Annotated in this window: 21 protein-coding genes and 2 tRNA genes; 13 read left to right on the top strand and 10 right to left on the bottom strand. The window is 70.7% G+C overall.

The features are described from left to right. Nucleotides 1-7: 7 nt before the first annotated feature. Entirely contained in the window at nucleotides 8-1,378 is a 1,371-nt protein-coding gene (locus tag ACGFW6_RS29965) for an ABC1 kinase family protein (RefSeq protein ID WP_393516548.1), read from the bottom strand. Then, nucleotides 1,371-2,525, bottom strand: coding sequence for a TOMM precursor leader peptide-binding protein (locus tag ACGFW6_RS29960; protein WP_393516545.1), 1,155 nt, complete (start codon nucleotides 2,523-2,525; stop codon nucleotides 1,371-1,373). The genes ACGFW6_RS29965 and ACGFW6_RS29960 overlap by 8 nt, the downstream gene beginning before the upstream one ends. Before the next feature lie 410 nt (nucleotides 2,526-2,935). Between ACGFW6_RS29960 and ACGFW6_RS29955 the strand changes: the two genes are divergently transcribed. From ACGFW6_RS29955 to ACGFW6_RS29940, 4 genes are all read left to right on the top strand, one after another. After that, a complete protein-coding gene (locus ACGFW6_RS29955; RefSeq protein WP_393516542.1) occupies nucleotides 2,936-3,532 on the top strand; it encodes a M48 family metallopeptidase in 597 nt (198 codons plus the stop codon). 222 nt (nucleotides 3,533-3,754) lie between these two features. After that, on the top strand, nucleotides 3,755-5,503 hold the full coding sequence (locus tag ACGFW6_RS29950; protein ID WP_393516539.1) for a TerD family protein: 1,749 nt from the start codon (nucleotides 3,755-3,757) through the stop codon (nucleotides 5,501-5,503). A gap of 13 nt (nucleotides 5,504-5,516) precedes the next feature. Beyond that, nucleotides 5,517-6,197 carry an AIM24 family protein gene (locus ACGFW6_RS29945; protein WP_393516536.1) on the top strand — a complete coding sequence of 227 codons (681 nt, stop codon included), beginning with the start codon at nucleotides 5,517-5,519 and terminating at the stop codon, nucleotides 6,195-6,197. Nucleotides 6,198-6,216: 19 nt separating this feature from the next. Further along, a complete protein-coding gene (locus ACGFW6_RS29940; protein WP_393516533.1) occupies nucleotides 6,217-6,972 on the top strand; it encodes an AIM24 family protein in 756 nt (251 codons plus the stop codon). A gap of 183 nt (nucleotides 6,973-7,155) precedes the next feature. Here ACGFW6_RS29940 and ACGFW6_RS29935 read toward each other — a convergent pair whose 3' ends face one another. Beyond that, nucleotides 7,156-7,671, bottom strand: coding sequence for an NUDIX hydrolase (locus ACGFW6_RS29935; RefSeq protein WP_393516531.1), 516 nt, complete (start codon nucleotides 7,669-7,671; stop codon nucleotides 7,156-7,158). Further along, complete coding sequence (locus ACGFW6_RS29930; protein WP_393516528.1) at nucleotides 7,668-9,119, bottom strand: zinc-dependent metalloprotease; 1,452 nt, start codon at nucleotides 9,117-9,119, stop codon at nucleotides 7,668-7,670. The genes ACGFW6_RS29935 and ACGFW6_RS29930 overlap by 4 nt, the downstream gene beginning before the upstream one ends. 192 nt (nucleotides 9,120-9,311) lie before the next feature. Between ACGFW6_RS29930 and ACGFW6_RS29925 the strand changes: the two genes are divergently transcribed. From ACGFW6_RS29925 to ACGFW6_RS29910, 4 genes are all read left to right on the top strand, one after another. Next, nucleotides 9,312-10,433 (top strand): SDR family oxidoreductase, encoded by a 1,122-nt coding sequence (locus ACGFW6_RS29925; RefSeq protein ID WP_393516525.1) that lies wholly within the window; start codon nucleotides 9,312-9,314, stop codon nucleotides 10,431-10,433. Between the two features lie 108 nt (nucleotides 10,434-10,541). Then, nucleotides 10,542-11,003 (top strand): molybdenum cofactor biosynthesis protein MoaE, encoded by a 462-nt coding sequence (locus tag ACGFW6_RS29920; RefSeq protein ID WP_393516522.1) that lies wholly within the window; start codon nucleotides 10,542-10,544, stop codon nucleotides 11,001-11,003. Between the two features lie 149 nt (nucleotides 11,004-11,152). Next, nucleotides 11,153-11,317, top strand: a complete 165-nt coding sequence (locus ACGFW6_RS29915; RefSeq protein ID WP_393516519.1) for a hypothetical protein — start codon at nucleotides 11,153-11,155, stop codon at nucleotides 11,315-11,317. A gap of 88 nt (nucleotides 11,318-11,405) precedes the next feature. Then, a complete protein-coding gene (locus tag ACGFW6_RS29910) occupies nucleotides 11,406-12,503 on the top strand; it encodes a PDZ domain-containing protein (protein WP_393516516.1) in 1,098 nt (365 codons plus the stop codon). Nucleotides 12,504-12,597: 94 nt separating this feature from the next. Here the strand turns inward: ACGFW6_RS29910 and ACGFW6_RS29905 are convergent, their stop codons facing one another. Continuing rightward, nucleotides 12,598-13,140 carry a PPA1309 family protein gene (locus ACGFW6_RS29905; protein ID WP_393516513.1) on the bottom strand — a complete coding sequence of 181 codons (543 nt, stop codon included), beginning with the start codon at nucleotides 13,138-13,140 and terminating at the stop codon, nucleotides 12,598-12,600. Nucleotides 13,141-13,306: 166 nt separating this feature from the next. Between ACGFW6_RS29905 and ACGFW6_RS29900 the strand changes: the two genes are divergently transcribed. The 4 genes from ACGFW6_RS29900 to ACGFW6_RS29885 all read left to right on the top strand — a co-directional run bounded on the left by ACGFW6_RS29900 (nucleotide 13,307) and on the right by ACGFW6_RS29885 (nucleotide 18,920). Further along, nucleotides 13,307-16,261, top strand: a complete 2,955-nt coding sequence (locus ACGFW6_RS29900; protein ID WP_393516700.1) for a UPF0182 family protein — start codon at nucleotides 13,307-13,309, stop codon at nucleotides 16,259-16,261. A gap of 58 nt (nucleotides 16,262-16,319) precedes the next feature. Continuing rightward, a tRNA-Met gene (locus ACGFW6_RS29895) sits at nucleotides 16,320-16,393 on the top strand. Nucleotides 16,394-16,620: 227 nt separating this feature from the next. Then, on the top strand, nucleotides 16,621-18,561 hold the full coding sequence (locus ACGFW6_RS29890) for a sel1 repeat family protein (RefSeq protein ID WP_393516510.1): 1,941 nt from the start codon (nucleotides 16,621-16,623) through the stop codon (nucleotides 18,559-18,561). A gap of 285 nt (nucleotides 18,562-18,846) precedes the next feature. Beyond that, a tRNA-Met gene (locus ACGFW6_RS29885) sits at nucleotides 18,847-18,920 on the top strand. Between the two features lie 64 nt (nucleotides 18,921-18,984). On the opposite strand, the gene ACGFW6_RS29880 is transcribed toward ACGFW6_RS29885, so the two are convergent. The 4 genes from ACGFW6_RS29880 to ACGFW6_RS29865 form a co-directional block, all read right to left on the bottom strand. Then, nucleotides 18,985-20,127 (bottom strand): ABC transporter substrate-binding protein, encoded by a 1,143-nt coding sequence (locus tag ACGFW6_RS29880; protein ID WP_393516508.1) that lies wholly within the window; start codon nucleotides 20,125-20,127, stop codon nucleotides 18,985-18,987. After that, entirely contained in the window at nucleotides 20,124-20,987 is an 864-nt protein-coding gene (locus ACGFW6_RS29875) for an ABC transporter permease (RefSeq protein WP_393516505.1), read from the bottom strand. Before ACGFW6_RS29875 ends, ACGFW6_RS29880 begins: the two co-directional genes overlap by 4 nt. Then, nucleotides 20,984-21,751: an ABC transporter ATP-binding protein gene (locus tag ACGFW6_RS29870; protein ID WP_393516502.1), complete on the bottom strand. Its 768-nt coding sequence runs from the start codon at nucleotides 21,749-21,751 to the stop codon at nucleotides 20,984-20,986. Before ACGFW6_RS29870 ends, ACGFW6_RS29875 begins: the two co-directional genes overlap by 4 nt. Nucleotides 21,752-21,920: 169 nt before the next feature. After that, a complete protein-coding gene (locus tag ACGFW6_RS29865; protein ID WP_030949880.1) occupies nucleotides 21,921-22,337 on the bottom strand; it encodes a Fur family transcriptional regulator in 417 nt (138 codons plus the stop codon). Between the two features lie 151 nt (nucleotides 22,338-22,488). Between ACGFW6_RS29865 and ACGFW6_RS29860 the strand changes: the two genes are divergently transcribed. Next, complete coding sequence (locus ACGFW6_RS29860) at nucleotides 22,489-23,943, top strand: catalase (protein WP_393516499.1); 1,455 nt, start codon at nucleotides 22,489-22,491, stop codon at nucleotides 23,941-23,943. Between the two features lie 71 nt (nucleotides 23,944-24,014). Here the strand turns inward: ACGFW6_RS29860 and ACGFW6_RS29855 are convergent, their stop codons facing one another. Further along, nucleotides 24,015-24,407 (bottom strand): cyclic nucleotide-binding/CBS domain-containing protein, encoded by a 393-nt coding sequence (locus tag ACGFW6_RS29855; RefSeq protein WP_126898280.1) that lies wholly within the window; start codon nucleotides 24,405-24,407, stop codon nucleotides 24,015-24,017. Nucleotides 24,408-24,413 lie beyond the last annotated feature (6 nt).

Genomic DNA, 24,413 nt, shown 5'->3' with positions numbered 1-24,413 from the left:
CGTCAGTTCACGCCTCCGCTGCCGAGTCCTCCTCGGCGGGCGGCTCCTCCAGGACGAATCCCGGTAGCCACTCCTCCAGTTCCTCGCGCAGCCGTACCGTCGCGCCCAGCTGGCACAGCACCCCGATCGTGCTCAGTGTCACCCGGTGGATGAGGAGGTACGCCGGGGGCAGGTTGAGCTGTTTGCCCAGTTGGTAGGCGGGGGAGCGGGGGTCGGCGACTCGTGCGGCCTGGCTGCGCATCCAGCCGCGGGTGAAGGTGAACTCGTCGATCTGCGCCGGTTCGATGATCGGCAGCAGGTAGTCCATGACGGCGTCGGGGTCCAGGTCGATGGACTCCTTGACGAAGCCCTCTTCGCAGAGGAGTTCGTAGACCGCGTCCGCGTCGCCGTCCAGGGTCATGCGCAGGGAGTCGCCGATGGGTGTCGGCAGGCCTCCCGGGAGGCGGTCGACCGTGCCGAAGTCCAGGACGCCCAGCCGCCAGTCGCCCTCGTCGTCGGGGTCTCCCGGCAGGAGGCGGAAGTTCCCGGGGTGCGGGTCGGCGTGCAGCAGGCCCGTGCGGGCCGGACCGGAGAAGAGGAAGCGGGCCAGGAGCTGACCGGCACGGTTGCGCTGCTCCTCGGTGCCGTCGGAGATCACCTCGGAGAGCGGGATGCCGTCGATCCACTCGGTGACCAGGACCTGCTCGCACTGGTGGACCACCGCGGGCACGACGACGTCGGGATCGCCGGCGAACTCCTCCGCGTGGGCCTGCTGGGCCTGTGCCTCCAGGCCGTAGTCCAGTTCCTCCGAGACCCGGTCCTTGAGCTCGGCGATCAGGGGCTTGATGTCCATGCCGGGGATCAGGGGGCCCAGGAGCCGGGCGAAGCGGCTCAACTGGTTCAGGTCGGAGAGCAGGGCCTCGCCGGCTCCCGGGTACTGCACCTTGACGGCCACCTCGCGCCCGTCGTGCCACACCCCGCGATGCACCTGGCCGATCGAGGCGGCCGCGGCCGGCTTGTCCTCGAACTCCAGGAACAGGTCCTGCCAGTCCTCGCCGAGCCGCTCCGCCAGCACCGAGTGCACGGTGCGCGTCGGCATCGGAGGCGCTGCCTCCTGGAGCTTGGTGAGCGCGGCGCGGTACGGGCCGGCGATCTCCTCGGGCAGAGCGGACTCGAAGACGGACAGGGCCTGCCCGAACTTCATGGCGCCGCCCTTGAGCTCGCCGAGCACCTTGAACATCTGCTCAGCGGTGCGCTGCTGCAGCTCGCGGCCGACGAGCTCCGCGGACTCGCCGACGATCCGCTTGCCCAGTCCCCATGTCGCCCGTCCGGCGAAGCCGAGCGGGAGCGCGGCGAGCTTGGCGGTACGGGTGACCGCCTTGCGGGGAAGATCAGACATGCGCCCTCCAGGTCCCAGTCGGCCGCTCCGCGTCTGCCCTACGGCGTGACTCCTTCGACGGCCGCTGCTCCGCCATTGTCTCGCGCCACTGCCCGTCCTCGGAGGGGTGTTCTCCCTCACCTTTCTCCGCGGCGCCGCACGCGCATGCCGGATGCGCCCACACCGGCCGGGCGTGCCAGGTCAGAGCGGGTAGTGACACTTCCCAGCGTGCACCCACGCTGGACGGAACCAGGCCGTCCAGAAAAGAAAGGGCGTGCGCGGCGGCCAGACCGGCGACGGTGGTGGCCAAAGTGAGGTCGCAGGGCCGCACCTCGCGCGCCCTCTCCGAGCCCGAGCGCCACTGCGTGATCAGCCGGGGCCATGCCGGGTCCCGGTCCGTGCGTCCCTCGTGCAGACAGCCGGCGCAGCCGGTCTCGCCGGGCAGCACGAGCGGGCCGACCACACCGGTGGCCTCCACGACACCGGCGTACAGGTGGGGTGTACCGGAGGAGACGAGGGATTCGGCGGCGGAGGGTGAGGGCGCGTGCACGGCTACGTCGTCCCGGGGCGCGATGATCACGAGGGAGTGGCCACTGGTCTCCTCTCCCATGGGTGAGTGGGCGCCGCGGCGTGGTGGGCGGTCCGGTGCGCAGCGGCGTGCCGTGCGCCGCGCGGCTTCGTCCCTGCGGTCGCCGACCGTCTCCGCGGGCAGGCCGCCGGGCGTCACGTCCCACGGCTCGACCCGGCCGACGTCGCGCACGTCGATGTGGCCGACGCCGGCTGCCGCCAGGAGTGAGGCCACCGTCGACCCCACTCGTCCGGCGCCTTGCACCTGGACGTTCAGTGAGCGGCGTGCGGTGAGGCGGCTCATCGCCGCACCCGGTTCGGATGTGGTCAGGGACAGTGACGCCAGGTCGGGGCGCAGTCGGTCCAGTACCTCTTTCTTGCGGCGCAGGGCGTCGCCGGCCGGGCCGCCCCCTTTCGCGTCGTCGAGCAGTCCGGCTCCCGCGAGGCGGCGCACCAGTGCGTCGACATGGCCGTCCGGCAGGTCCATGCGACGGCCTTCCTCGCGCAACAGCTCCAGTCCGCGGGTGCCGTTGAGCAGGTCGAGGAAGCTGCCCGTCGCGGTGTCGATCGGGCCCAGTGTCAGCGCGTGTGCCGGAGTCATCCCGAATTGCACGGTGTTGAGGTCGCGCCAGCCGCGCCGCAGAGACGGCTTCACCTGGGGCGCCCGTGGGGTCGGTGGCGTTCCTGGAGTTGGAGTCGGGGGATCCGGTGGGGCTGGGCGAGTTGCTGGAGTCGTCGGCGTGGACGGCTCGGCCGGAATGACTGAATCGGTCGAATTACCCGCATACATGAACAGGCCCCCGTAGCCGTCGTGGAACATTCGCGTGCGGCGGAGAAGCTCGGTCGCAGCTTCGCCGACGGATTTCAGGATGCCGCGATACGGCCGGTGGTGCGGAAAGTTGTCCACAGGCGGTGGATATTCGTCGTACAAATCAAACGCATGGTGGGGGATCGGGATCGAACCGTCCCGGAGTCGGGACTTCCCCCATGTGCAGCGGGTAACGTCGGGGCGTGTCCGCCGACCCACTGCACCGCGCCGGAACGCCACAGCGCAGTACGACGAGCCCGCCACCGAGCGGCTCGGGGGCGAACGCGATCGAGGTCCGCAGGAGCGCCCGGCGTCGCCGGACGGTCTCGGCGTACCGCGAGGGCGATCGCACCGTCGTGCTCATCCCTGCCCGGATGTCCGAGGCGGAGGAGCAGCGCTGGGTGAACGTCATGCTGGACAAGCTGGCCGCGCAGGAGAGCAAGCGGGTCATCGGTGACGCGGAGTTGGCGGAGCGCGCCGAGCGGCTCTCGGACCAGTATCTGGGCGGTCGCGCGCGGCCCAACTCGGTGCGCTGGGTCACCAACCAGAACACCCGCTGGGGTTCGTGCACCCCGGCCGAGGGCAGTATTCGGCTTTCGCACCGCTTGCAGGGCATGCCCGAATACGTCGTCGACTACGTCCTCCTGCACGAACTCGCGCATCTCCTGGTGCCCGGGCACGGGCCCCGTTTCTGGCGGCTGCTGGAGGCGTATCCGCGTACCGAGCGGGCGAAGGGCTATCTCGAAGGCGTGGTCGCGGCCGAGCGGTTGCCCCATTTGCCCGGTGCGCGCGGCGAATGAGCCCGAGGGGCCGACGACGGAGGCATTCCGTTGTCCGGCGCCATCGGTGACATCGCCGGTGACGCGGCTCGTGCGCAGCCCGTGAAGCGGCCCCGCGCGGTGCTTCAGGTTCGGCCGGGCGCAGGTTGTGTACCGGGTCTGTACCGGCTTCGTCCGATGTCCGAGTTTGCCGTTAGCCTGGCGCGACGCACTTACATTCGGGATGGGGGACGGTCGTTACGCATGGCCAGGGAATTCCAACGCGGCCACAAGGCCAAGATCAGTGACCTCACCGCGGGCACGGATCTGTACGTAGGCGTACAGATCGCCGCCCCAGGGCTGAGCTTCGACATCAGCTGCTTCGGTCTCGACGCCGACGAACGGCTCTCGGACGACCGCTATTTCGTCTTCTTCAACCAGCCGAAGTCGCCCGAGGAAGCCATCCAGCTCCTCGGCAACCAGGCCGGTGACACGGAGTCCTTCCGGGTCACGCTCGACAGGATCCCCCCGCAGATCCAGAAGCTGTCCTTCACGGCGACGATCGACGGCGCCGGGCAGATGTCGCAGGTCGGCCCGGGTTACATCCGCATCGTCGCCGGTGGCGAGGAGGTGGCCCGGTACGCCTTCAACGGCTCGGAGTTCTCCACCGAACGCGCCGTGATGCTGGGCGACTTCTACCTGAAGGACGTCTGGCGGTTCGCCGCCGTCGGCCAGGGCTTCGACGGTGGCCTGGAAGCGCTGCTGCAGAACTTCGGCGGCGAGGTCGCCGAGGAGGAGGCGCCCGCCGCGCCGCAGCAGCCCCAGGCCGGAGCCTCGCCCGGCTTCGCGCCCCCGGCCCAGGCCGCCGCGCCTCCCGCGTTCGGCGCCCCCGCGGGCGCGGCACCGCCGCCCGCCCCGGCACCCGCCCCCGCGCCGCAGCCCGCGGCGCAGGGCTTCGCGCCTCCGCCGGGCTCCACCCCGCCGCCCCCGTCCCCGGCGCCCGCACCCTCGGTGCACGCCCAGCCGACCATCGTCGCGCCCATGACGCCGCCCGGGGGCGCCCCGCCGCCGCCCGCCCCGGCGCCCGCGCCGTACGGCCAGCCCGGACAGCAGCCCTACGGTCAGCCCTCGGCGCCGCCGCCTCCCGGTTACGGCTACCCCCAGACGCCGCCGGCCCCGCAGGCCCCGGCCCCGCCGCCCGGCTACGGCCAGCCGACCCCGCCCCCCGGCTACGGCCAGGGCCAGCCCACCCCGCCCCCGGGGTACGGCCAGCAGGCTCCCTACGGGCAGGTCCCGGGCCAGCAGGCGCCCTACGGAGCCCCGCAGGGTGCCCCGCAAGGCACGCCCCAGGGTCCCGGTGTGGCCGCCGCGCTCCAGCAGTTCAAGGAGACGCCGACCGGTCAGCGCTGGACGCAGCAGAACAAGAAGCTGGTCCGCGTCGACCTCGGCATCGGCGGTCAGCCCGTACTCGCCCGCCAGGGCAGCATGGTGCTCTACCAGGGCAAGGTCGACTTCAGCTACAAGGGCGCGGGCTTCGCCGGCCGGATCGTGGGCAACGCGACCGGCCAGGAGATGCAGCTGATGCGCTGCACCGGCCAGGGCCAGGTGTTCCTCGCCGAGAACTCCACGATGCTGCACCCCATCGAGCTCCAGGGCGACGGCATCTGCGTCTCCGCGGAGAACGTCCTCGCGTTCGACGAGAGCCTTCAGTACGAGGTCCGCCGCATCGAGGGGCACGGCATCCCCGGTGGCGCGCTGTTCACGATGCAGTTCACAGGCACCGGCACCATCGTCGTCAAGACGCACGGCACGCCCGTGGTGCTGCCGGTGACGCCCACGACGTTCGCCGACTGCAACGCCGTGGTCGCCTGGTCGTCCGCCGCGCAGGTGGTCGTCTCCAGCCAGGTCCGCATGCGCCGCAACGCCTACCCCGGCGACACCGGTGAGAGCGTGAACCTGCAGTTCCGGGCCGCTCCCGGCAACTTCATCGTCGTCCAGCCGTACGAGATCTGAGGGAGAGCCCGTCATGAACCAGCCGCTCGCGGGCTACGCCCCCGCACCGGTCTCCGCCCGCATGGAGAACCACGGCAACCACATGCTGAAGGTCGCCATGCAGACGGGGAACGACCTCCTCGCGCGCGTGGGCTCGATGGTCGCCTACGAAGGCTTCGTCCAGTACGAGCCCAACCCGCCGGCCGTCCGCCAGATCGCCAAGGACTGGCTCACCGGTGAAGGCGCGCCGCTGATGAAGTGCTCCGGCGACGGACTGCTCTACCTCGCCGACTACGGCGCCAACGTCGTCGTGATCAACCTCAACGGCGACGGCATCTCCGTCAACGCCACCAACCTGCTCGCCTTCGACGCGCACCTCACGTGGGGCGTCGAGCGGGTCAAGGGCCTGGCGAAGTTCGCCGGGCAGGGCCTGTGGAACACCAAGATCTCCGGGCAGGGCTGGGTCGCGCTGACCTCCCGGGGCAAGCCCATCGTCGTCGACTGCGGCGGCGGTGAGGACGAGACGTACGTCGACCCCGACGCGCTCGTCGCCTGGTCCCCGAACCTCAAGGTGAAGGGCAAGCGCAGCTTCAAGGCGCAGTCGCTCATCGGCCGGGGCAGCGGCGAGGCCTACCAGATGGCCTTCTCCGGCCAGGGCATCGTCGTCGTCCAGCCCAGCGAGGACAGCACCGACCGCCTCCGGGTCCGGGGCTGAGGGGGAGCGAGAGAACGCCATGCAGAGCCCGATTTTCGCCTACAACGACCAGCAGACCCAGGACCGCTGGAGCCTGCAGAACAAGCAGATGCTCCGCGTCAACCTGGAGGGTCACGACGACATCCTCGCCCGCAAGGGCACGATGGTCGCCTACCAGGGACTCGTCGAGTTCGACGCCGAGTACCAGAGCAACCAGCAGGGACGCGCGCGTGCGCACACCGGCGAGGGCCTGGACCTCATGCGCTGTCACGGACAGGGCACGGTCTACCTCGCCAACCTCAAGCAGCACATCCACCTGATGGACGTCGACCAGGACGGGCTGACCGTCGACAGCAGCTATGTGCTGGCGATGGAGTCCACGCTGCACCACGAGGTCATCGCCGTGGACAGCCTCTACGGCATCTCCGGCTCGGGGAAGTACCAGCTCAACATCACCGGCCGCGGCAAGGTCGCCCTCATGACCTCCGGCATGCCGCTGATGATGCAGGTGACGCCGGACAAGTACGTCAACTGCGACGCGGACGCGATCGTCGCCTGGTCCACCGCGCTGCGGGTGCAGATGCAGGCCCAGACGCACTCCTCCGGGGTGTGGCGGCGCCGTGGCAGCACCGGCGAGGGCTGGGAGCTCAGCTTCATGGGCGCCGGCTTCGCGCTGGTCCAGCCGAGCGAACTGCTGCCGCCGCAGAACGCCCAGATCGGCTCCGGCCTCGCCGCCCAGTACGGCATGGGGCAGCAGGGGGCGCGAGGTCAGAACCAGGGCAACGTCTGGAGCTGATCGCTCCGCGGGTCGGGCCGAGGGTTCGGGGGCTTGCGCGTCGTCATACGGCCGCGGGTCGTGTGTGGCCGGTCGCGCAGTTCCCCGGGCCCCTTTCGGGGCGGGACCCGCGCCTGGGTCGAGGAGCGAACCGCCTGCCGAGTGTCGAGGGGCGACCGCCTGCCGCGGTCGCCCCTCGCGCGTTCACAGGCGGGCGCGGGTCGCTTCCAGCAGGCGTACGACCGACTCGTCCGCGACGTCCGCCACCTCGTCGTAGGCGAACCAGCGCAGGTCCAGCGACTCGTCGCTGATCGCCTCCACGGCGCCCGCGGGGGCCAGCACCGCGTACTGGACGTCGAGATGCCAGGCGCACGGCGTGTGATGCCGGTCCAGGCGCACCGGGCCGCCCGGCAGCAGCGACAGCCCCGCGACACCGGACTCCTCGGTCGCCTCGCGCAGCGCGGCCGCCGCCAGCGTGTCGTCGGAGGGCTCGCAGTGGCCGCCCATCTGAAGCCACATCCGCAGCTTCTTGTGCAGTGTCAGCAGCACCCGACCCAGTGAGGGGTCGATCACCAGGCCGCTGGCCGTGATGTGCCCGTCGGCGCAGGCCTTCCACATGCCGTCCGGGTGCGTCTCCAGATGCTCCAGATACGTCCGGCGCAGCTCTTCCTGGTCCTCGTACCCCTTCAGCACGAGGACCGCGTCGTCGTACAGGCTCACTCGGTGTCGTCGCCCTTTGCGTCGTCGCCCTCGGAGTCGTCGTCCTTCTTCAGGTTCGGCTTCTCGCCGGAGCCGCTCGCCGCCTCGCCGAGCATCTTGTCGAGCTCGGAGAAGTCGAGGTGCTCGCGGTGCACGAAACCGTCCGGGTCGTCCAGGTCACCGGCCGTCGGCAGCATGTCGGGGTGCGCCCACAGGGCGTCACGGCCGTCCACACCGCGCGCGTCCGTCAGCGAGGCCCACAGGCGCGAGGCGTCACGCAGGCGCCGCGGGCGCAGCTCCAGACCGATCAGCGTGGCGAACGTCTGCTCCGCCGGGCCGCCCGAGGCACGCCGGCGGCGCAGCGTCTCGCGCAGCGCGTCGGCGGACGACAGACGGGGCTTGGCGGCGGCGTGGACCACCGCGTCGACCCAGCCCTCGACGAGCGCCAGAGCCGTCTCCAGACGAGCCAGGGCCGCCTTCTGCTCCGGGGTGTCCTCCGGCTGGAACATGCCCTGCTGGAGCGCGTCCTGAAGCTGCTCGGGGTTCTGCGGGTCGAACTGGCCGACCACGTCCTCCAGCTTGGCGGTGTCGACCTTGATCCCGCGCGCGTAGCCGTCGACAGCGCCGAACAGGTGCGAGCGCAGCCACGGCACATGCGCGAAGAGGCGCTGGTGGGCGGCCTCGCGCAGGGCGAGATACAGCCGCACCTCCTCCTTGGGCACGCCCAGGTCCTTGCCGAACGTCTCGATGTTCACCGGCAGCAGCGCGGCCTTGCCGGCCGGGCCGAGCGGCAGGCCGATGTCGGTGGACCCGACGACCTCACCCGCGAGCACGCCGACGGCCTGCCCGATCTGCGTGCCGAACATGGCGCCGCCCATCGAACGCATCATGCCGATCAGCGGGCCGGCCATGGCCTGCATCTCCTCCGGCAGGACGTCGCCCATGGCGGTGCCGACCCGCTCCGCGACCGGGTCGACGAGCTCCTGCCACGCGGGCAGGGTCGCCTCGACCCACTCCGCGCGGCTCCACGCGACGGCGGTGCCCGCGCCGGACGGCAGGGACGTCGCGTCGTCCAGCCACAGGTCCGCCAGGCGTACGGCCTCCTGGACGGCGGTGCGCTCGGAGGGGCCGACGCTCGCGTCCTTCGTGCCGTCCGCGGTGCCCTGGGAGACCGTCTGGCGGGCGATCTGCTTGGCCATGTCCCAGTTCACCGGGCCGCCCTCGTAGGAGAGCATCTGGCCCAGCTGCTGGAAGGCGGCGCCCAGGTCGTTGGGGTTCAGCGAACCGAACATGGCTGCGAACGGATTGTCGGCACCGCCCCCCATGCCGCCGGCACCGGGCAGCCCGCCAAAACCGAACGGGTTGGCCGGTCCCTGACCACCACCGCTCTGCTGGTCCTTCTTCTTGCCCTCGTCGCCGTCGTCCGGCTCCTCCGGCGGAAGGCCGAATCCGAATGGGGTGTCACTCACGGGATTCCTCGGCTGTTAAGGCCACCGGCTGGCGCCGGAGGCACGACTGCCCGATAACACCACCCAGCGTAGACACCGCGAGGCGATCGGGCCTCGGTGCTTCGCCGACTCTCGGCCTGCGGCAGGATGGATGCCACCTGGTACGTACGCGTCACTCGCGTTCGTACTAAAGACAACCGCTGGAGACGCCCGGTGAGTTCCCCTGATCCGCAGGTTCGCGCAGCGCGAAACCAGTCAACCCCGCACGCCGCGCGCGGCGTGCGCGGACCCGTCGTCGCGGTGACCGGTGCCGCGTCCGGGATCGGCGCGCTGCTCACCGAGCGGCTGGTCGCGTCCGACGAGGTCAAGCAGGTCATCGCCATCGACGAGCGGCGCGGTGACTGCGCCGCCGCGCAGTGGCACATCCTCGATGTGCGGGACCCCGCCATCGCCGAGAAGCTGCGGGGCGCCGACGTGGTCGTGCACCTGGCGCTCGACCTGGATCTGGAGACGGATGCCGCCGCGCGGACGGCCTACAACGTTCGGGGGACGCAGACCGTCCTGACGGCCGCCGCGGCCGCCGGGATCCACCGGGTGGTGCTGTGCACCTCCGCGATGGTCTACGGGGCGCTCGACGACAACGAGCTGCCGCTGTCCGAGGACGCCGAACTCCGGGCGACGGCCGAGGCCACCGGCGTCGGCGACCTCCTGGAGATCGAGCGGCTCGCGCGGCGGGCCCCCAGGGCCCACCCGGGACTCAATGTCACGGTCGTGCGGCCCGCCGTGCTGGTGGGCGGCACCGACACCGCGCTGACCAGGTACTTCGAGTCGCCTCGGCTGCTCGTCGTCGCCGGTTCGCGGCCCGCCTGGCAGTTCTGTCACGTCGAGGACCTGTGCAGCGCCCTCGAGTACGCCGTCCTGGAGAAGGTCGAAGGGGAACTCGCCGTCGGCTGCGACGGCTGGCTGGAGCAGGAGGAGGTCGAGGAGCTCAGCGGGATCCGGCGCATGGAACTGCCCTCGGCGGTCGCGCTGGGCGCCGCGGCCCGTCTGCACCGCATCGGGCTCACGCCCTCCCCGGCCGGGGACCTGGCCTACACGATGTATCCGTGGGTGGTCAGCGGCAGCAGGCTCCACGACGCCGGCTGGCGGCCGCAGTGGACCAACGAGGAAGTCCTCGCTGAGCTGCTGGAAGAGGTCTCCGGCAGGCACACGGTGGCCGGCAGGCGGCTCGGCCGCAAGGACGCCACGGCCGCCGGAGCGGCGGGAGCGACGGTGGCCCTGCTGGGCGCGGCGGCGGTCGTACGGCGGGCCCGGAAGGCCAGGCGGCGGATCTGAGCGCCGGCCCGCGGCGGGCCGGCCTGTAGGAGGCTCCAAAGCCGCACACGCGTGTGCCGGGCGATGACGCTATTCCCCGTCCTCGCACGCGTGGGGCACGATGGGACCATGGCACCTACCAACGATCACCCCGGTGAGCAGGGCGCTCAGGATCCCGTCAAGCTCATCGCCGTTCGCGAGACGGCTCTCTCCCTGGACGAGGTCTTCCGTGCCGTCGGGGACGACGCCGCCGGTGGGACCGCGCTGTTCGTGGGCACCGTGCGCAACCACGACGGGGGTGCCGATGTCGACGAGCTCGGGTACTCGTGCCACCCCAGTGCCGAGGCCGAGATGCGGCGGATCGCCGAGAAGGTCGTCGCCGAGTACCCGGTGCGGGCGCTCGCCGCGGTCCACCGGGTCGGCGACCTCCGGGTCGGGGATCTCGCCGTCGTGGTCGCCGTCTCCTGCCCCCACCGAGGCGAGGCCTTCGAGGCGTGCCGCAAGCTGATCGACGATCTCAAGCACGAGGTGCCGATCTGGAAGCACCAGAAGTTCGCGGACGGTACGGAGGAGTGGGTCGGCGCCTGCTGAGCGGCCCACGAGCCTCCCGCGCCCCACCCGAAGCCCCGTCCACCCCACTCGGCTTGCGTAACCGCACCCCTGGCGTGAGCGTTGTCAGTGCCAGTGGTTAATCTGCTGATCAGTCAGTTGCGGTCACTCACTGGGGATGGGAGGACGGCATGGCGGCGCTCGCCTGGTTGCTGATTCCGCTCGTGGCTGCGGTCATCGCCGGCCTGTGGGGCAGTTGGGCCAACCGGACCCGCAGGGCGCGGGGCGACGGCCCGGAGCTCGACGGCTACGCCCGCTTCCGCGCGGCCATGGAGAAGTCCTCCTCCCGCACATGATCGCCCCACGACGGCGCCACGCATGATCACGGATCCGGGATCGCGGCCCTGACGGGGCTCTGACAGGACTGTCACGTACTGTCTTGTCATGCCACGCCGCACCGCGACGATGCTCGCCTCCACCCTGATGCTGATCGCGCTCCTGTGCGCGGGAGTGTTCATTCCCGTGCCGTACGCGGAGATGTCCCCGGGGCCGACCGTCAACACCCTCGGCGATCACGACGGTGAGCCGGTGCTGCAGATCTCCGGACGCAAGACGTACGCGACGAGCGGTCACCTCAACATGACCACCGTCCGGGTCACCAGCGCCGACTACAAGATGAACCTGGTCGAGGCCGTCTACGGCTGGCTCGCGCACGACAACAAGGTCGTCCCGCACGACACGCTCTACCCGGACGGCAAGACCGAGGAGCAGTCCACCCAGGAGAACGCCGAGGAGTTCAGCCAGTCCCAGGAGAGCGCCAAGGTCGCCGCCCTGAAGGCGCTGGACATCCCGGTGCAGAGCTGGGTGATCGTCTCCACCGTCGTCAAGGGCACCCCGGCCGAGGGCAAGCTGCACGCCGGTGACGTGATCAAGGCCGTCGACGGTACGACGGTCAAGGAGCCCGGGGACGTCGCCGAGCTGGTGACCAAGCGCAAGCCCGGCCAGGACGTCGTCTTCACGATCGTGCCCGCCAAGGAGCAGGTGGCCGCGGAGAAGGAGCGCCGGACGCCGACGAAGACCGAGAAGGTCACCATCAGGACCGCGGAGTCCACCGACAGCGGCGACAAGCGCGCCATCGTCGGGATCTCCGCCGGGACCGACCACACCTTCCCGTTCAGCATCGACATCAAGCTCGCCGACGTCGGCGGCCCCAGCGCGGGCCTGATGTTCTCGCTCGGCCTCTACGACAAACTCACCCCGGGCAGCCTCACCGGCGGCAAGTTCGTGGCCGGCACCGGCACCATCGACGACGCCGGCAAGGTCGGCCCCATCGGCGGCATCGAGCTGAAGACCATCGCCGCGCGCGACAAGGGTGCCCAGTACTTCCTCACCCCCGCCGACAACTGCGCGACCGCCGCCAGGGACGTCCCGGGCGGGCTCACCCTCGTCAAGGTCGACACCATCGACGACGCCCTCGGCGCCCTGGAGGACATCCGCTCCGGCGACACCGCCGACCTGCCCCGGTGCACGACGAAGAGCTGACCGGCAGGCATCGCCACGGCAGCGGGGGCGCCCCTCACACCGAGGGGCGCCCCCGTCGTCGTACCGGAAGACCGAGTGGCGGGACCGCCGGGCCTCAGTCCTCGAAGGTCGCCGTCAGCGCTTCCGCCAGGCCCGGGACGAGGTCCGGGCCGGTGAGGACCTCCGTCGGGGTGTCCTTCTCGCGCAGGCGCAGCGCCGACTCGCGGGTGCCGTCGCGCAGGACCGCGACCGTCATCCGGACCTCCTGACGCTCCGGGTGCTCCGCCACCCACTTCGCGAGCTTCGCGTCGCTCAGGCCCTGCGGGACCTGCGTCTCGGCGGACGGCGGCAGCATCAGGCGCTCCACCGTGAGCGCGCAGCCGGCCACCGCGTCGGGCCAGGCGATGGTGCCGAGGAACTCGTCGAGCTGCTTGCCCGTTGGAATCTCGTCCTGCTCGATCGGGGTCAGGCCGGAGGTCGCCTCCTCGTCCCCCAGGCCGAGCTGGGCGGCGAGGCCGGGTTCCTGGACTCGCAGCCGTGCGGTGTCGACGAGGGCGAAGAGGCGGGCGGGCTGGTCCCAGCCGAGGCCGGAGGCGTACTCGTCGATCTCGAGGACGGCCCGGGTCAGCGGGTTCGCAGCCATGGGAGTGTTGGACATGGTCACAATCCTCTCTCGTTCCTGGCCGGAATCGGGAACCGAGTAAACGGTGAGTAAGTTGCATAGATGTGGGCCCACGATCACGGGGGGCCACGGAGGGTCCACGAAGACGCGGGCCTGACCCAGACCAACAGCGAACTTCGGGGTGCGAACCTTGGCTTTCCAGATGCCGGACCGCGGCGGAGGCCCGACCGGGCCACGGATCAGAGTGGGCCGCCCGTCCCGGCGTGTCCGGACCCTGCTCATGACACTGGGCGTGCTCGCCGTCCTCGGCATGGCCTTCACCATGTTCGCGGGCTTCTGGACGGACTGGCTCTGGTACCGGTCGGTGAACTACTCCTCGGTGTTCACCACCACGCTGTGGACGAAGATCGGACTCTTCTTCGTCTTCGGTCTGTTGATGGCCCTCGCGGTCGGCTTCAACATCTGGCTGGCGCACCGGCTGCGCCCCCCGCTGAGCGCCATGTCGATGGAGCAGCAGAGCCTCGACCGCTACCGCATGGGCATCGCGCCGTACAAGAAGTGGCTGCTGCTCGCGATCACCGCACTGGTCGGGCTGATCGCCGGCGCCTCCGCCTCCAGCCAGTGGCGGACCTGGCTGATGTGGGTCAACGGCGTCCCCTTCGGTGAGAAGGACCCGCAGTTCCACCTCGACGTCGGCTTCTACGCCTTCGACCTGCCCTGGTACCGGTTCCTGCTCGGCTTCGGCTTCGCCGCCGCGATCCTCTCCGTGATCGCCGCCGCGCTCACCCACTACCTGTACGGCGGGCTGCGGATCACCAGCCCGGGCGCGCGCGCCACGGCCGCCGCCACCGGTCATCTGTCGGTGCTCATCGGCATCTTCGTCGCCCTGAAGGCGGTCGCGTACTGGCTCGACCGGTACGGACTCGCCGTGAAGTCCAGCGACTTCAAGGCGACCGACAACTGGACCGGCCTCCGGTACGTCGACGCCAACGCCTATCTGCCGGCCAAGACGATCCTGTTCTGCATCGCCGTGATCTGCGCGCTGCTGTTCTTCGCCACCCTGTGGCGGCGCACCTGGCAGCTGCCCGTCATCGGCTTCGGCCTGATGGTGCTCTCCGCGATCCTCATCGGCGGCCTGTACCCGGCGATCGTGCAGAAGTTCCAGGTCCAGCCCAACGAGCAGGCCAAGGAAGCGCCGTACGTCGAGAAGAACCTCAAGGCGACGCGCGACGCGTACGGCATCGACGGCACGCAGGTCACCGAGTACCCGGGCACGAGCAAGACCGAGGACAAGACGAAGCTGCGCGACGACGTCGACGCCACGGCGAGCATCCGCATCCTGGACCCGAACATCGTCTCGCCGACGTTCCAGCAGCTCCAGCAGATCAGGAACTACTACGCGTTCCCGACAAACCTGGACGTCGACCGGTACGCCAAGGACGGCAAGGACCAGGACACCGTCATCGGTCTGCGTGAGATCAATCTCAACGGCATCCCGAAGCGGAACTGGATCAACGACCACTTCCGCTACACCCACGGCTACGGCGTGGTCGCCGCCGAGGGCACCAGCGCCGACGCGCAGGGCCGCCCCGACTTCACCGAGTCCGACCTGCCGTCCAAGGGCGACCTCGGGACGTACGAACAGCGGGTCTACTACGGCGAGAAGACCACGATGTACTCGATCGTCGGCGGTCCCCAGAAGGAGATCGACTACTCCGACGACAGCGGCGAGAAGACCTACAGCTACAAGGCCGACAGCGGCGTCAGCCTCTCCAACCCGGTCAACCGGGCCGCGTACGCGGTGGCGTTCGGCGAGCCGCAGATCCTGTACTCGGGCGCGATCGGCGACGGTTCGCGCATCCTGTACAACCGCACGCCCAAGGAGCGCGTCGAGGCGGTCGCCCCGTGGCTGACCATCGACGGCGACGCCTACCCGGCGGTCGTGGACGGCCGTATCCAGTGGATCGTCGACGCGTACACGACGACGAACGGCTACCCGTACTCGTCCCGTACGACCCTCGGCGACACCACGGCCGACTCGCTGACCGCCACCAACGACAACCGAGCGGTGGTGGCTCAGCAGAACCAGGTCAACTACATCCGCAACTCGGTGAAGGCGACGGTCGACGCCTACACCGGCGAGGTCAAGCTCTTCCAGTGGGACACCAAGGACCCGGTGCTGAAGACCTGGATGAAGGCCTTCCCGAACACCGTGGAGCCCAAGAGCGAGATCTCCAAGTCGCTGATGGCCCACCTGCGATACCCGCAGGACCTGTTCAAGGTCCAGCGCGAGCTGCTCACCCGCTACCACGTGAAGGACGCCACGACGTTCCTCAGCGGCAGCGAGGTCTGGCAGGTGCCGGACGACCCGACCAACAAGTCGGGCAGCGCGACGCCGCCGTACTACCTGAGCATGAAGATGCCCGATCAGGCGGCGCAGGCGTTCTCGTTGACGACGACGTTCACACCGAACGGCCGGGACAACCTCAGCGCCTTCATGGCCGTCGACGCCGAGGCGGGCACGGGTGACTACGGCAAGATCAGAATCCTGAAACTGCCGACCAACACCACGGTCAACGGCCCCAGCCAGGTCCAGAGCCAGTTCAACTCCGAACAGGACATCGCCGAGACCATCAGGCTGCTCAGAGGCGGCGACTCCGAAGTCGAGTACGGCAACCTGCTCGCGGTGCCGCTGGACGGCGGACTGCTCTACGTCGAGCCGGTCTACGTACGCGGTGGCGGACTCAAGTACCCGCTGCTGCGCAAGGTGCTGGTGTCCTACGGCGGCACCACCGCCTTCGAGGACACGCTCGGCGAGGCGCTGAACAAGGTCTTCGGAGCGGACGGCGCCACCACCCAGCCACCGGACGAGGGCGACGAGGAGGGCGGTACGACGCCTCCGCCGACGTCCGACAACCCGACGGTCCAGGACGCGCTCGACGACGCCCAGAAGGCCTTCGAGGCCGGCCAGGACGCCCTGAAGAAGGGCGACTGGGAGGCGTACGGAAAGGCGCAGAAGGATCTGGAGGACGCGCTCCAGCGGGCCGAGGACGCGCAGTCGCAGCCGGACAGGACCGGCGGCGGCTCGGGCGGAGGCGGCGGGAGCGCGAGCCCGAGCGCGAGTCCCAAGCCGAGCGGCAGCCCCACCGGCACCTAGCGACAGCCGGTTGATCGAATAGCCCACCCCGCGCCGTGATACGGTTGCTTCACAACGGCGCGGGGTGGAGCAGCTCGGTAGCTCGCTGGGCTCATAACCCAGAGGTCGCAGGTTCAAATCCTGTCCCCGCTACTGAAGTCGGCGAACATTTCGTACGACAGCGAAGGCCCGGATCCTTTAAGGATCCGGGCCTTCGTGGTGTGCGAACGCATGTGCCGGGGGCCGGGACGGTCGTGCCGCCGTGGGGAGTTGAGCGAACTGTGTTTGACTTGTCTCTCTGTGGGCATGTCGACAAAACGCTGAAGTGACCTCACTGGCTGCGGTATACCAGGTGTACCCAGGTTGCAGGTGGTGCGACGATGGACGTTATGGGGGACAAGGCAACTCTGTTGGAGACAGGGCGGTTTGTGCAGCCTGCCGACTTTGTGCAGCCGACGGGCGATTTCGTGCAGCCGGAGAACGATGCCTCGCGTCCGACGGGCGGTGCCTCGCAGCCGGTGGGTGAACTGGTGCGACCGGAGGGCGACTTCGCCCTCGACCGGCCGGCCGACCAGGACGAGACGGGGGAGGCCGCCGAGGAGGCGCGCCGGCTGCTCGCCGCGGAGGCCGGCGACGTCGAGGCGATGAGCGTCCTCGGGGCCATGCTGCTGCGCCGCGGTGACCTCGACGGGGCCGAGCCCCATCTGCGGGCCGCGACCGCGGCGGGGGACCGGGCGGCGGCGAACAACCTCGGCGTCCTTCTGCACCAGCGCGGCTATGCCGACGAGGCCGCCGGATGGTGGCGGATCGCCGCCGTCGCCGGGTCGGCCGCGGCCGCGCACGCGCTGGGACGCCACCACCGCGAGCGGGGCGACGAGCCCGCCGCCGAGTACTGGCTGCGGCAGTCCGCCGAGCAGGGGCACACGCTGGGCGCGTACGCGCTCGCCGATCTGCTGGAGCACCGCAGCGACGACCGGGCCGCGCAGTGGATGCGGGCTGCGGCCGAGCGCGGGCACCGGGAGGCGGCGTACCGGCTGGCGCGCGCTCTCGACCGGCAGGCGACGCGGACGGGCGAGGACGGCGCCGACAACGGTGTCGAGCCGGACGCCGCCGTCCTGGACGAGGTCGAGCAGTGGTACCGGCAGGCCGCCGCACGCGGGCACCGCAGGGCCGCGCTGCACCTCGGCGCGATCCTGGAGAAGCGCGGCGACCTCAAGGAGGCCGGGCGCTGGTACCTGACGTCCGCCAAGGACGGCGAGGCGCGCGCCGCCTGTGCGCTCGGCTTCCTGCTGCGGGACGCGGGCGACACCGAGAGCGCCGCCGTGTGGTGGCTGCGGGCCGCGCAGGACGGCGACGGCAACGCCGCGAACGCGCTGGGCGCGCTGCACGCCGAGCGCGGCGAGACGCAGACCGCCGAGCGGTGGTACCGGGCCGCGATGGACGCCGGCGACGTCAACGGCGCGTACAACCTCGGGCTGCTCTGCGCCGAGCAGTCGCGTACCGCGCAGGCCGAGCAGTGGTACCGGCGCGCGGCGTACGCCGGTCACCGCGAGGCGGCGAACGCGCTGGCGATCCTGTTGCTCCAGGGCGGGGACACCTCGGGTGCCGAGCCCTGGTTCTCCAAGGCCGCCGAGGCGGGGAGCGTGGACGCCGCGTTCAACCTCGGGATCCTGTACGCCGGGCGGGGCGAGGAGCGGGCCGGGCTGCGCTGGTACGAGCGTGCGGCGGCCGCCGGACACACGGAGGCGGCCCTGCAGGTCGGCATCGCCCGGCTGCGGGACGGCGACGAACTGGCGGCGGAGCGGCATCTGCGGTGTGCGGCCGGGGGCGGCAGTCCCGAGGCGGCGTACCGGCTGGCGACCGTGCTGGACGCGCGGCGGCCGCCGGAGCCCGCGCATGAGCTGGGGGAGCCGGCGCACGAGAAGACCGAGTGCGAGGAGTGGTACGAGCGGGCGGCCTCCCAGGGGCACCGGCGGGCGCAGGTGCGGGTCGGGATGCTGGCCGCGGCCCGGGGGGACGTGGTGGAGGCGGCCCGGTGGTACCGCGCGGCTGCCGAGGCCGGGTCGCGCAACGGCGCGTTCAATCTGGGGCTGCTGCTGGCCCGGGAGGGCAGCGAGCCCGAGGCGGCCGTGTGGTGGACGCGGGCGGCTGACGCCGGGCACGGGCGGTCGGCTTTGCGGCTCGCCCTGGTCTACGCGCGTCGCGGGGAGCTGGCGGAGGGGAAGCGGTGGGCCGACCGGGCGGTGAGCCTGGGGCCGGAGGAGGTCGCTCAGCGAGCGGCGCGGCTGCGGGACGCTCTGCGGGAGGAGCTGTCGGCGTGAGGGGGTGCCGGGTGCGGGGCGTTGTGGCCGCTGCCTTGGGCTTCGCCCCTCCGCCCCTGCCCGTCCCGTCCTCCAGGAGCGCTGCCCCTTCGACCCCGGCCGTCCTGGGGGCTGCCGCCCCCGGACCCCCGCTTCGGCCCTGAACGGGCCTCGTCCTCAAACGCCGGACGGGCTGGGAGCCGTTAGCGGACCCGCACTGGAACGTGCTGGTCAGCCTCGATCCACGGCTCCCGGAAAAGCGATTTGCCTCTGTCCGCGTCCTTGACGTAATGTTGCGTTCACCGACGCGGGGTGGAGCAGCTCGGTAGCTCGCTGGGCTCATAACCCAGAGGTCGCAGGTTCAAATCCTGTCCCCGCTACTGAAGACCTAGGGCCGGGATCCGTAAGGATCCCGGCCCTAGGTGTGTTCGGGGGTGGGGCGGGTCACGGCCGGTGGCCCACCGCTTCCTCGTAGAGGGCGCGGTTCACCGTTCGCGACTCCGGAAGCGGACTTCCCTCGGCGACGCCCTGGGCCTCGTAGGCCGCCTGCAGACGGGTCGTCGTCGCGGCGCGGATCTCCCAGTCCATGACCAGGGACGGGGTGGATCGGAGGATCGACTCGTCCGCCTCGAGGAGTTCGGCGAGGTAGGTGACGAAGGTCGCATCCTGCTTGTAGTCCGCGGCGAAGTAGGTGTTCAGCGTGCGGATGTAGGCCCGCAGAAGGGCCACCCCCGCGTCCACGTCGTCCTGGAGGAGCGCGGGGCCGTAGAGCATGCCGCCCAGGGGCTCGCCGCGCGGCTGGCCGCCGAGGAAGGCGTACCCTCGCTCGCCGTCCACCTTGCGCCAGACCGGGTCCAGGAGCCACGCGGAGTCGACGCCGCCGTTCTGGAGGGCCGTGAGGACGTCGGCCGAGCCCAGTTGCTGGTACCGGATGTCGGCGAGACCGCCGCCGTGCTTCTCCAGCGCCTTCTCCATCGGGTAGGCGATGACCGATCCCTTGCCGATCATCGTGCCCATCCTGCGGCCGGCCATCGCGACCTGGTTCGCGCTCTCGCCCTCCTTCAGGCGCACCCACAGACCGCTCTTCGACTTCGGCGCCGGTGAGAAGTTCCCGGCGACCCACTTGATGTCGAAGCCGCCCTTGACGCCGTTCATGACGGCCGCCTCCGGAGCCGCCCACAGCGCGTCGATGTCCCCCTTCGCCAGCAGGGGCAGCGCGTCCGGCGTCGGCAGGACCTTCAGTGTGACGTCGAGGCCCTCCTTCTTGAACTCCCCCTTGTCGAGCGCCACTTGCAGCGGGGCCACGTACTCCGCACTCAGAGTCCCCGTGGCGATCGTCAGTTCGCGGGGCTCGGCGAGCGGCTGCGGGGAAGGTGCGCCGGGCAGACAGCGGGCCGGTACGCGGTCGGGGGAGAGGTCCTTCGGGTCGGTCCACGCCTTCGAGCCGCAGCCGTCGACCGGGCGGATCGTGCGGTCGCCGACCGCCTTCGACGAGGAGTCCGACTCGTACGGCGGCGAGCAGGCCGCCGATGCCAGCAGGGCCCCCGCGGCGAGGAGAACGCCGTACGGAGGTGGCCTTCTTCTCATGACTGGCCCCTTCCTCGGTCCCTCGGTGCCCAGGGCGTGAGCAGGCGTCCGGCGAAGCGGATCAGCTCGGAGAAGAGAACGCCGAGGACCGCGACGCAGACGATGCCGACGAACATGACGTCGTTCTGGAACAGCGCGCGCGAGTCGAAGATCAGATGGCCCAGCCCGTTCGTCGCGGCGATCTGCTCCGAGGCGACGATGACCAGGACCGCGACTCCTGCCGCGATACGGGCGCCCACCAGGACGGACGGGAGCGACGCCGGGAGCAGCACGTGCCGGAACATCTGCCACCGCGAGGCGCCGAAGACCTGGCCCGCGTCACGGTGGCCGGCCGGGACGGACATCACCGCGGACATGGTCGAGATCCACACGAAGAAGAACACCGTCGCCGCCACCAGGGCCACCTGCGGGCCCTCGCCCAGGCCGAACATGTTCAGGAAGACCGGCAGCAGAGCCAGCTTCGGCACCACGTACAGGGCGTCCAGCAGCGGCTCCAGCGCGGCGCGTACCAGCGACAGGGAACCCATCAGCAGGCCCAGGGCGTAGCCGGCCGCCGTGCCGGCCGTGTATCCCGCGACGACCCGCTTCAGGGTGGCCCACACGTCCGGCCACAGGTCCCCGGCCGCGGCCCGGTCCCAGCCGTCGGCGAGGATCGTGGAGGGGGCCGGGTAGACCCGGTCGTCGATCCAGGCCTGGGCCGCGGCCAGTTGCCACAGCAGGAGCAGCAGGACGGGCACGGCGAGCGCCAGGGACAGCTCCAGCGCGCGCCGGCGGCGGTGGGTGCGGGCCGGGTGCAGTTCGCGTGGGCCCGGGCGGCGGACGAGGACCGACTCGGCGGGCGGCTTGGTGAGCGTCGTCATGCCGGTACGGCCTCCTTCCGCAGCAGGTCCCACAGCTCGCTCTTCAGGGCGGTGAACTCGGGAGTGGCGCGGATGCCGCCGGTGCGCGGGCGGGGGAAGGGCGGGCGGTGCTCGGCGATGATCCGGCCCGGCCGGGCGGACATCACCAGGACGCGGTCGCCGAGGACGATGGCCTCCTCCAGGCTGTGGGTGATGAAGAGCGTGGTGGTCCTCAGGGACTGCGTGATGTCCAGGAGTTCGTCCTGGAGGATCGTGCGCAGCTGGGCGTCCAGCGCGGCGAAGGGCTCGTCCATCAGCAGGATCTCGGGCTCCACGGCCAGGGCGCGGGCGATCGCCACGCGCTGGCGCATCCCGCCGGAGAGGGCCGCCGGATAGGCGTTCGCGAAGTCCGACAGGCCCATGCGGGCCAGCCACTCGTCCGCTCGGGCGTTCGCCTCGCGGCGCGGGACGCGCTGGATGTCCAGGCCGAAGCGGACGTTCGCGCGGACGGACTTCCAGTCGTAGATGCCGTAGTCCTGGAAGATCATCGCCGCCGGGCGCGGGCTCGTCGCACGGATCTCCAGGGTGCCGGTGCTCGGGCGGAGCAGGCCCGCCGCGATGCGCAGAAGGGTCGACTTGCCGCAGCCGGAGGGGCCGACGACACAGACGAACTCGCCGGGGGCGACGGTCAGATCGAGGGGGCCGAGGGCGTGGACGGTGTGGGGGGTCCGGCCGAAGGCGCGCGTCAGGTCGTTCGCTCTGAGTTTGGGATACGGCTCTCCCACTTCTGTCTCCTCGCGGAGTGCGGAACGGACGTGTGGGTGTCGTCGACCATATGACGGCCCGTCAGATTCCGGAACCCCGCACGCACTTCGCCCGCACGTGCTCCATCCGCATCCCGGGCAGCACGAAGCCCCGGCACTCATCGGTGCCGGGGCTCGGGAAAGGTGGAGGCTAGGCCTTCGCGCAGTTCGGGCAGATGCCGCGGTACGTCACCTCGACGTCCGAGACCGTGAAGCCGAAGCGCTCGGAGGCCGGGAGGTCGGCCATCGGGTTGCCCGTCGGGTGGACGTCCCGGATGGAGCCGCACTGGGCGCAGACCAGGTGGTGGTGGGGCCGGTGGGCGTTGGGGTCGTACCGCTTGGCGCGCTTGTCGGTGGAGACCTCGAGCACCTCGCCGAGGGTGACCAGCTCGCCCAGGGTGTTGTAGACGGTCGCCCGGGAGATCTCGGGCAGCTTGGCGACGGCCCGCGCGTGCACCTCGTCCGCCGTCAGGTGGACGTGGTCGCCGGCGAGAACCTCGGCCACGACGCGGCGCTGCGCGGTCATCCGCCATCCGCGTCCGCGCAGTCGTTCCAGAAGGTCGCTCATGGAGAACACCTTAACAGAGGAGGACCAGGTTCCGAATGGGTGTGACTTTGGAGCTCTGTTTGACTTAGACAAAGTCCAGTATAGGATCGGATCATCTTCGGCTACTGGACAGGAGTGGCTGGAGTTGCTCGAACCTACGCAGGAGGCGCATGTGACCCAGGGACCGCTCACGACGGAGGCCGGTGCTCCGGTGGCCGACAACCAGAACAGCGAGACCGCGGGCATCGGCGGCCCGGTCCTCGTCCAGGACCAGCTCCTGCTGGAGAAGCTCGCCCACTTCAACCGGGAGCGCATCCCGGAGCGCGTGGTGCACGCACGCGGCGCCGGCGCCTACGGCACCTTCACGGTGACCGCGGACGTCACCCCGTACACCCGCGCCGCCTTCCTCTCCGAGGTCGGCAAGCAGACCGAGACCTTCCTGCGCTTCTCCACGGTGGCCGGCAACCTCGGCGCGGCGGACGCCGTGCGTGACCCGCGCGGCTGGGCGCTGAAGTTCTACACCGAGGAGGGCAACTACGACCTCGTCGGCAACAACACCCCGGTGTTCTTCATCAAGGACGCCATCAAGTTCCCGGACTTCATCCACACCCAGAAGCGCGACCCGTACACGGGCAGCACCGAGCCGGACAACGTCTGGGACTTCTGGAGCCTGAGCCCCGAGTCGACGCACCAGGTGACCTGGCTGTTCGGCGACCGCGGCATCCCGGCGTCGTACCGCCACATGAACGGCTACGGCTCGCACACCTACCAGTGGAACAACGAGGCGGGCGAGGTCTTCTGGGTCAAGTACCACTTCAAGACCGACCAGGGCATCAGGAACCTCACCCAGCAGGAGGCGAACCGGCTCGCCGGTGAGGACCCCGACTCCCACCAGCGCGACCTGCGTCAGGCCATCGAGCGCGGGGAGTTCCCGAGCTGGACCGTGCAGGTGCAGATCATGCCGGCGGCGGACGCGGCGACGTACCGCTTCAACCCGTTCGACCTCACCAAGGTGTGGCCGCACGAGGACTACCCGCCGATCGAGATCGGCCGGCTGGAGCTCAACCGCAACCCGCAGAACGTCTTCGCGGAGGTCGAGCAGTCGATCTTCTCCCCGGCGCACTTCGTGCCCGGCATCGGGCCGTCCCCGGACAAGATGCTCCAGGGCCGCCTCTTCGCGTACGGCGACGCCCACCGCTACCGCGTCGGCATCAACGCCGACCACCTGCCGGTGAACCGCCCGCACGCCACCGAGGCGCGCACCAACTCCCGTGACGGCTCCCTGTACGACGGCCGCCACGGCGGCGCGAAGAACTACGAGCCGAACAGCTTCGGCGGCCCGGCGCAGACGGACCGCCCGCTGTGGCAGCCGTTCGCCGGCTTCACCGCCGGCACCGGCAACCACGAGGCCCCCGCCCACGCGGAGGACAACGACTTCGTGCAGGCGGGCGACCTGTACCGCCTGATGTCGGAGGACGAGAAGGAGCGGCTGATCGCCAACCTGGCGGGTGCCCTGGCGCCGGTCTCGCGCGAGGACATCGTCGAGCGGGCGATCGACAACTTCCGCCGGGCGGACGACGACTTCGGCAAGCGGCTGGACGCCGCGGTCCAGGCCCTGCGCGGCTGATCACCAGCACTGGATCGCCTGCCGAGGCGGACGGGCCGGGTTCCTTCGGGGACCCGGCCCGTCGTGCGTGCTCAGGCGGGCACGTGCTGTCGTACGGGTGCCCAGCAGCGGATGATGTCGCGGACCGAGACGATGCCGACGGGCTCGCCGCGGTCCAGGACGATCAGATGCCGGAAGCCGCCGTGCGCCATGGCGCGGGCCGCCTCCTCCAGGGTCCATGCCGGGGCGGCGAACACGACGTCGGTGGTGGTGTGGTCATGGGCGCGTTCGGCGTCCGGGCTCTGGCCGAGGCCGACGGAGTTCAGGATGTCGCGTTCGGTGAGGATGCCGATACCGCCCGCGTCGGGGTCGTGGACCACGGCCGCGCCGACCCGGCGGGTGGACATGAGTGCGGCTGCCTGGCGAAGGGTGTGGGTGGGGCCGATGGTGAGGACCACGGTGCTCATGGCGTCACGTACGAGCATGGATGG

It is taken from the genome of Streptomyces sp. Y7 (genome assembly GCF_043195415.1).
In the GTDB taxonomy this organism is placed as follows: domain Bacteria; phylum Actinomycetota; class Actinomycetes; order Streptomycetales; family Streptomycetaceae; genus Streptomyces.
The sequence above is the reverse complement of the archived record's forward strand: the minus strand, read 5'-3'. Positions and strand labels throughout refer to the sequence as shown.

Bases quoted from the DNA above. Each gene is read 5' to 3' on its own strand.
- ACGFW6_RS29965 (WP_393516548.1), bottom strand. From the start codon at position 1,378: ATGTCTGATCTTCCCCGCAAGGCGGTCACCCGTACCGCCAAGCTCGCC.
- ACGFW6_RS29960 (WP_393516545.1), bottom strand. From the start codon at position 2,525: ATGACTCCGGCACACGCGCTGACACTGGGCCCGATCGACACCGCGACG.
- ACGFW6_RS29950 (WP_393516539.1), top strand. From the start codon at position 3,755: ATGGCCAGGGAATTCCAACGCGGCCACAAGGCCAAGATCAGTGACCTC.
- ACGFW6_RS29945 (WP_393516536.1), top strand. From the start codon at position 5,517: ATGAACCAGCCGCTCGCGGGCTACGCCCCCGCACCGGTCTCCGCCCGC.
- ACGFW6_RS29940 (WP_393516533.1), top strand. From the start codon at position 6,217: ATGCAGAGCCCGATTTTCGCCTACAACGACCAGCAGACCCAGGACCGC.
- ACGFW6_RS29920 (WP_393516522.1), top strand. From the start codon at position 10,542: ATGGCACCTACCAACGATCACCCCGGTGAGCAGGGCGCTCAGGATCCC.
- ACGFW6_RS29915 (WP_393516519.1), top strand. From the start codon at position 11,153: ATGGCGGCGCTCGCCTGGTTGCTGATTCCGCTCGTGGCTGCGGTCATC.
- ACGFW6_RS29910 (WP_393516516.1), top strand. From the start codon at position 11,406: ATGCCACGCCGCACCGCGACGATGCTCGCCTCCACCCTGATGCTGATC.
- ACGFW6_RS29905 (WP_393516513.1), bottom strand. From the start codon at position 13,140: ATGTCCAACACTCCCATGGCTGCGAACCCGCTGACCCGGGCCGTCCTC.
- ACGFW6_RS29900 (WP_393516700.1), top strand. From the start codon at position 13,307: ATGCCGGACCGCGGCGGAGGCCCGACCGGGCCACGGATCAGAGTGGGC.
- ACGFW6_RS29890 (WP_393516510.1), top strand. From the start codon at position 16,621: ATGGACGTTATGGGGGACAAGGCAACTCTGTTGGAGACAGGGCGGTTT.
- ACGFW6_RS29880 (WP_393516508.1), bottom strand. From the start codon at position 20,127: ATGAGAAGAAGGCCACCTCCGTACGGCGTTCTCCTCGCCGCGGGGGCC.
- ACGFW6_RS29875 (WP_393516505.1), bottom strand. From the start codon at position 20,987: ATGACGACGCTCACCAAGCCGCCCGCCGAGTCGGTCCTCGTCCGCCGC.
- ACGFW6_RS29865 (WP_030949880.1), bottom strand. From the start codon at position 22,337: ATGAGCGACCTTCTGGAACGACTGCGCGGACGCGGATGGCGGATGACC.
- ACGFW6_RS29855 (WP_126898280.1), bottom strand. From the start codon at position 24,407: ATGCTCGTACGTGACGCCATGAGCACCGTGGTCCTCACCATCGGCCCC.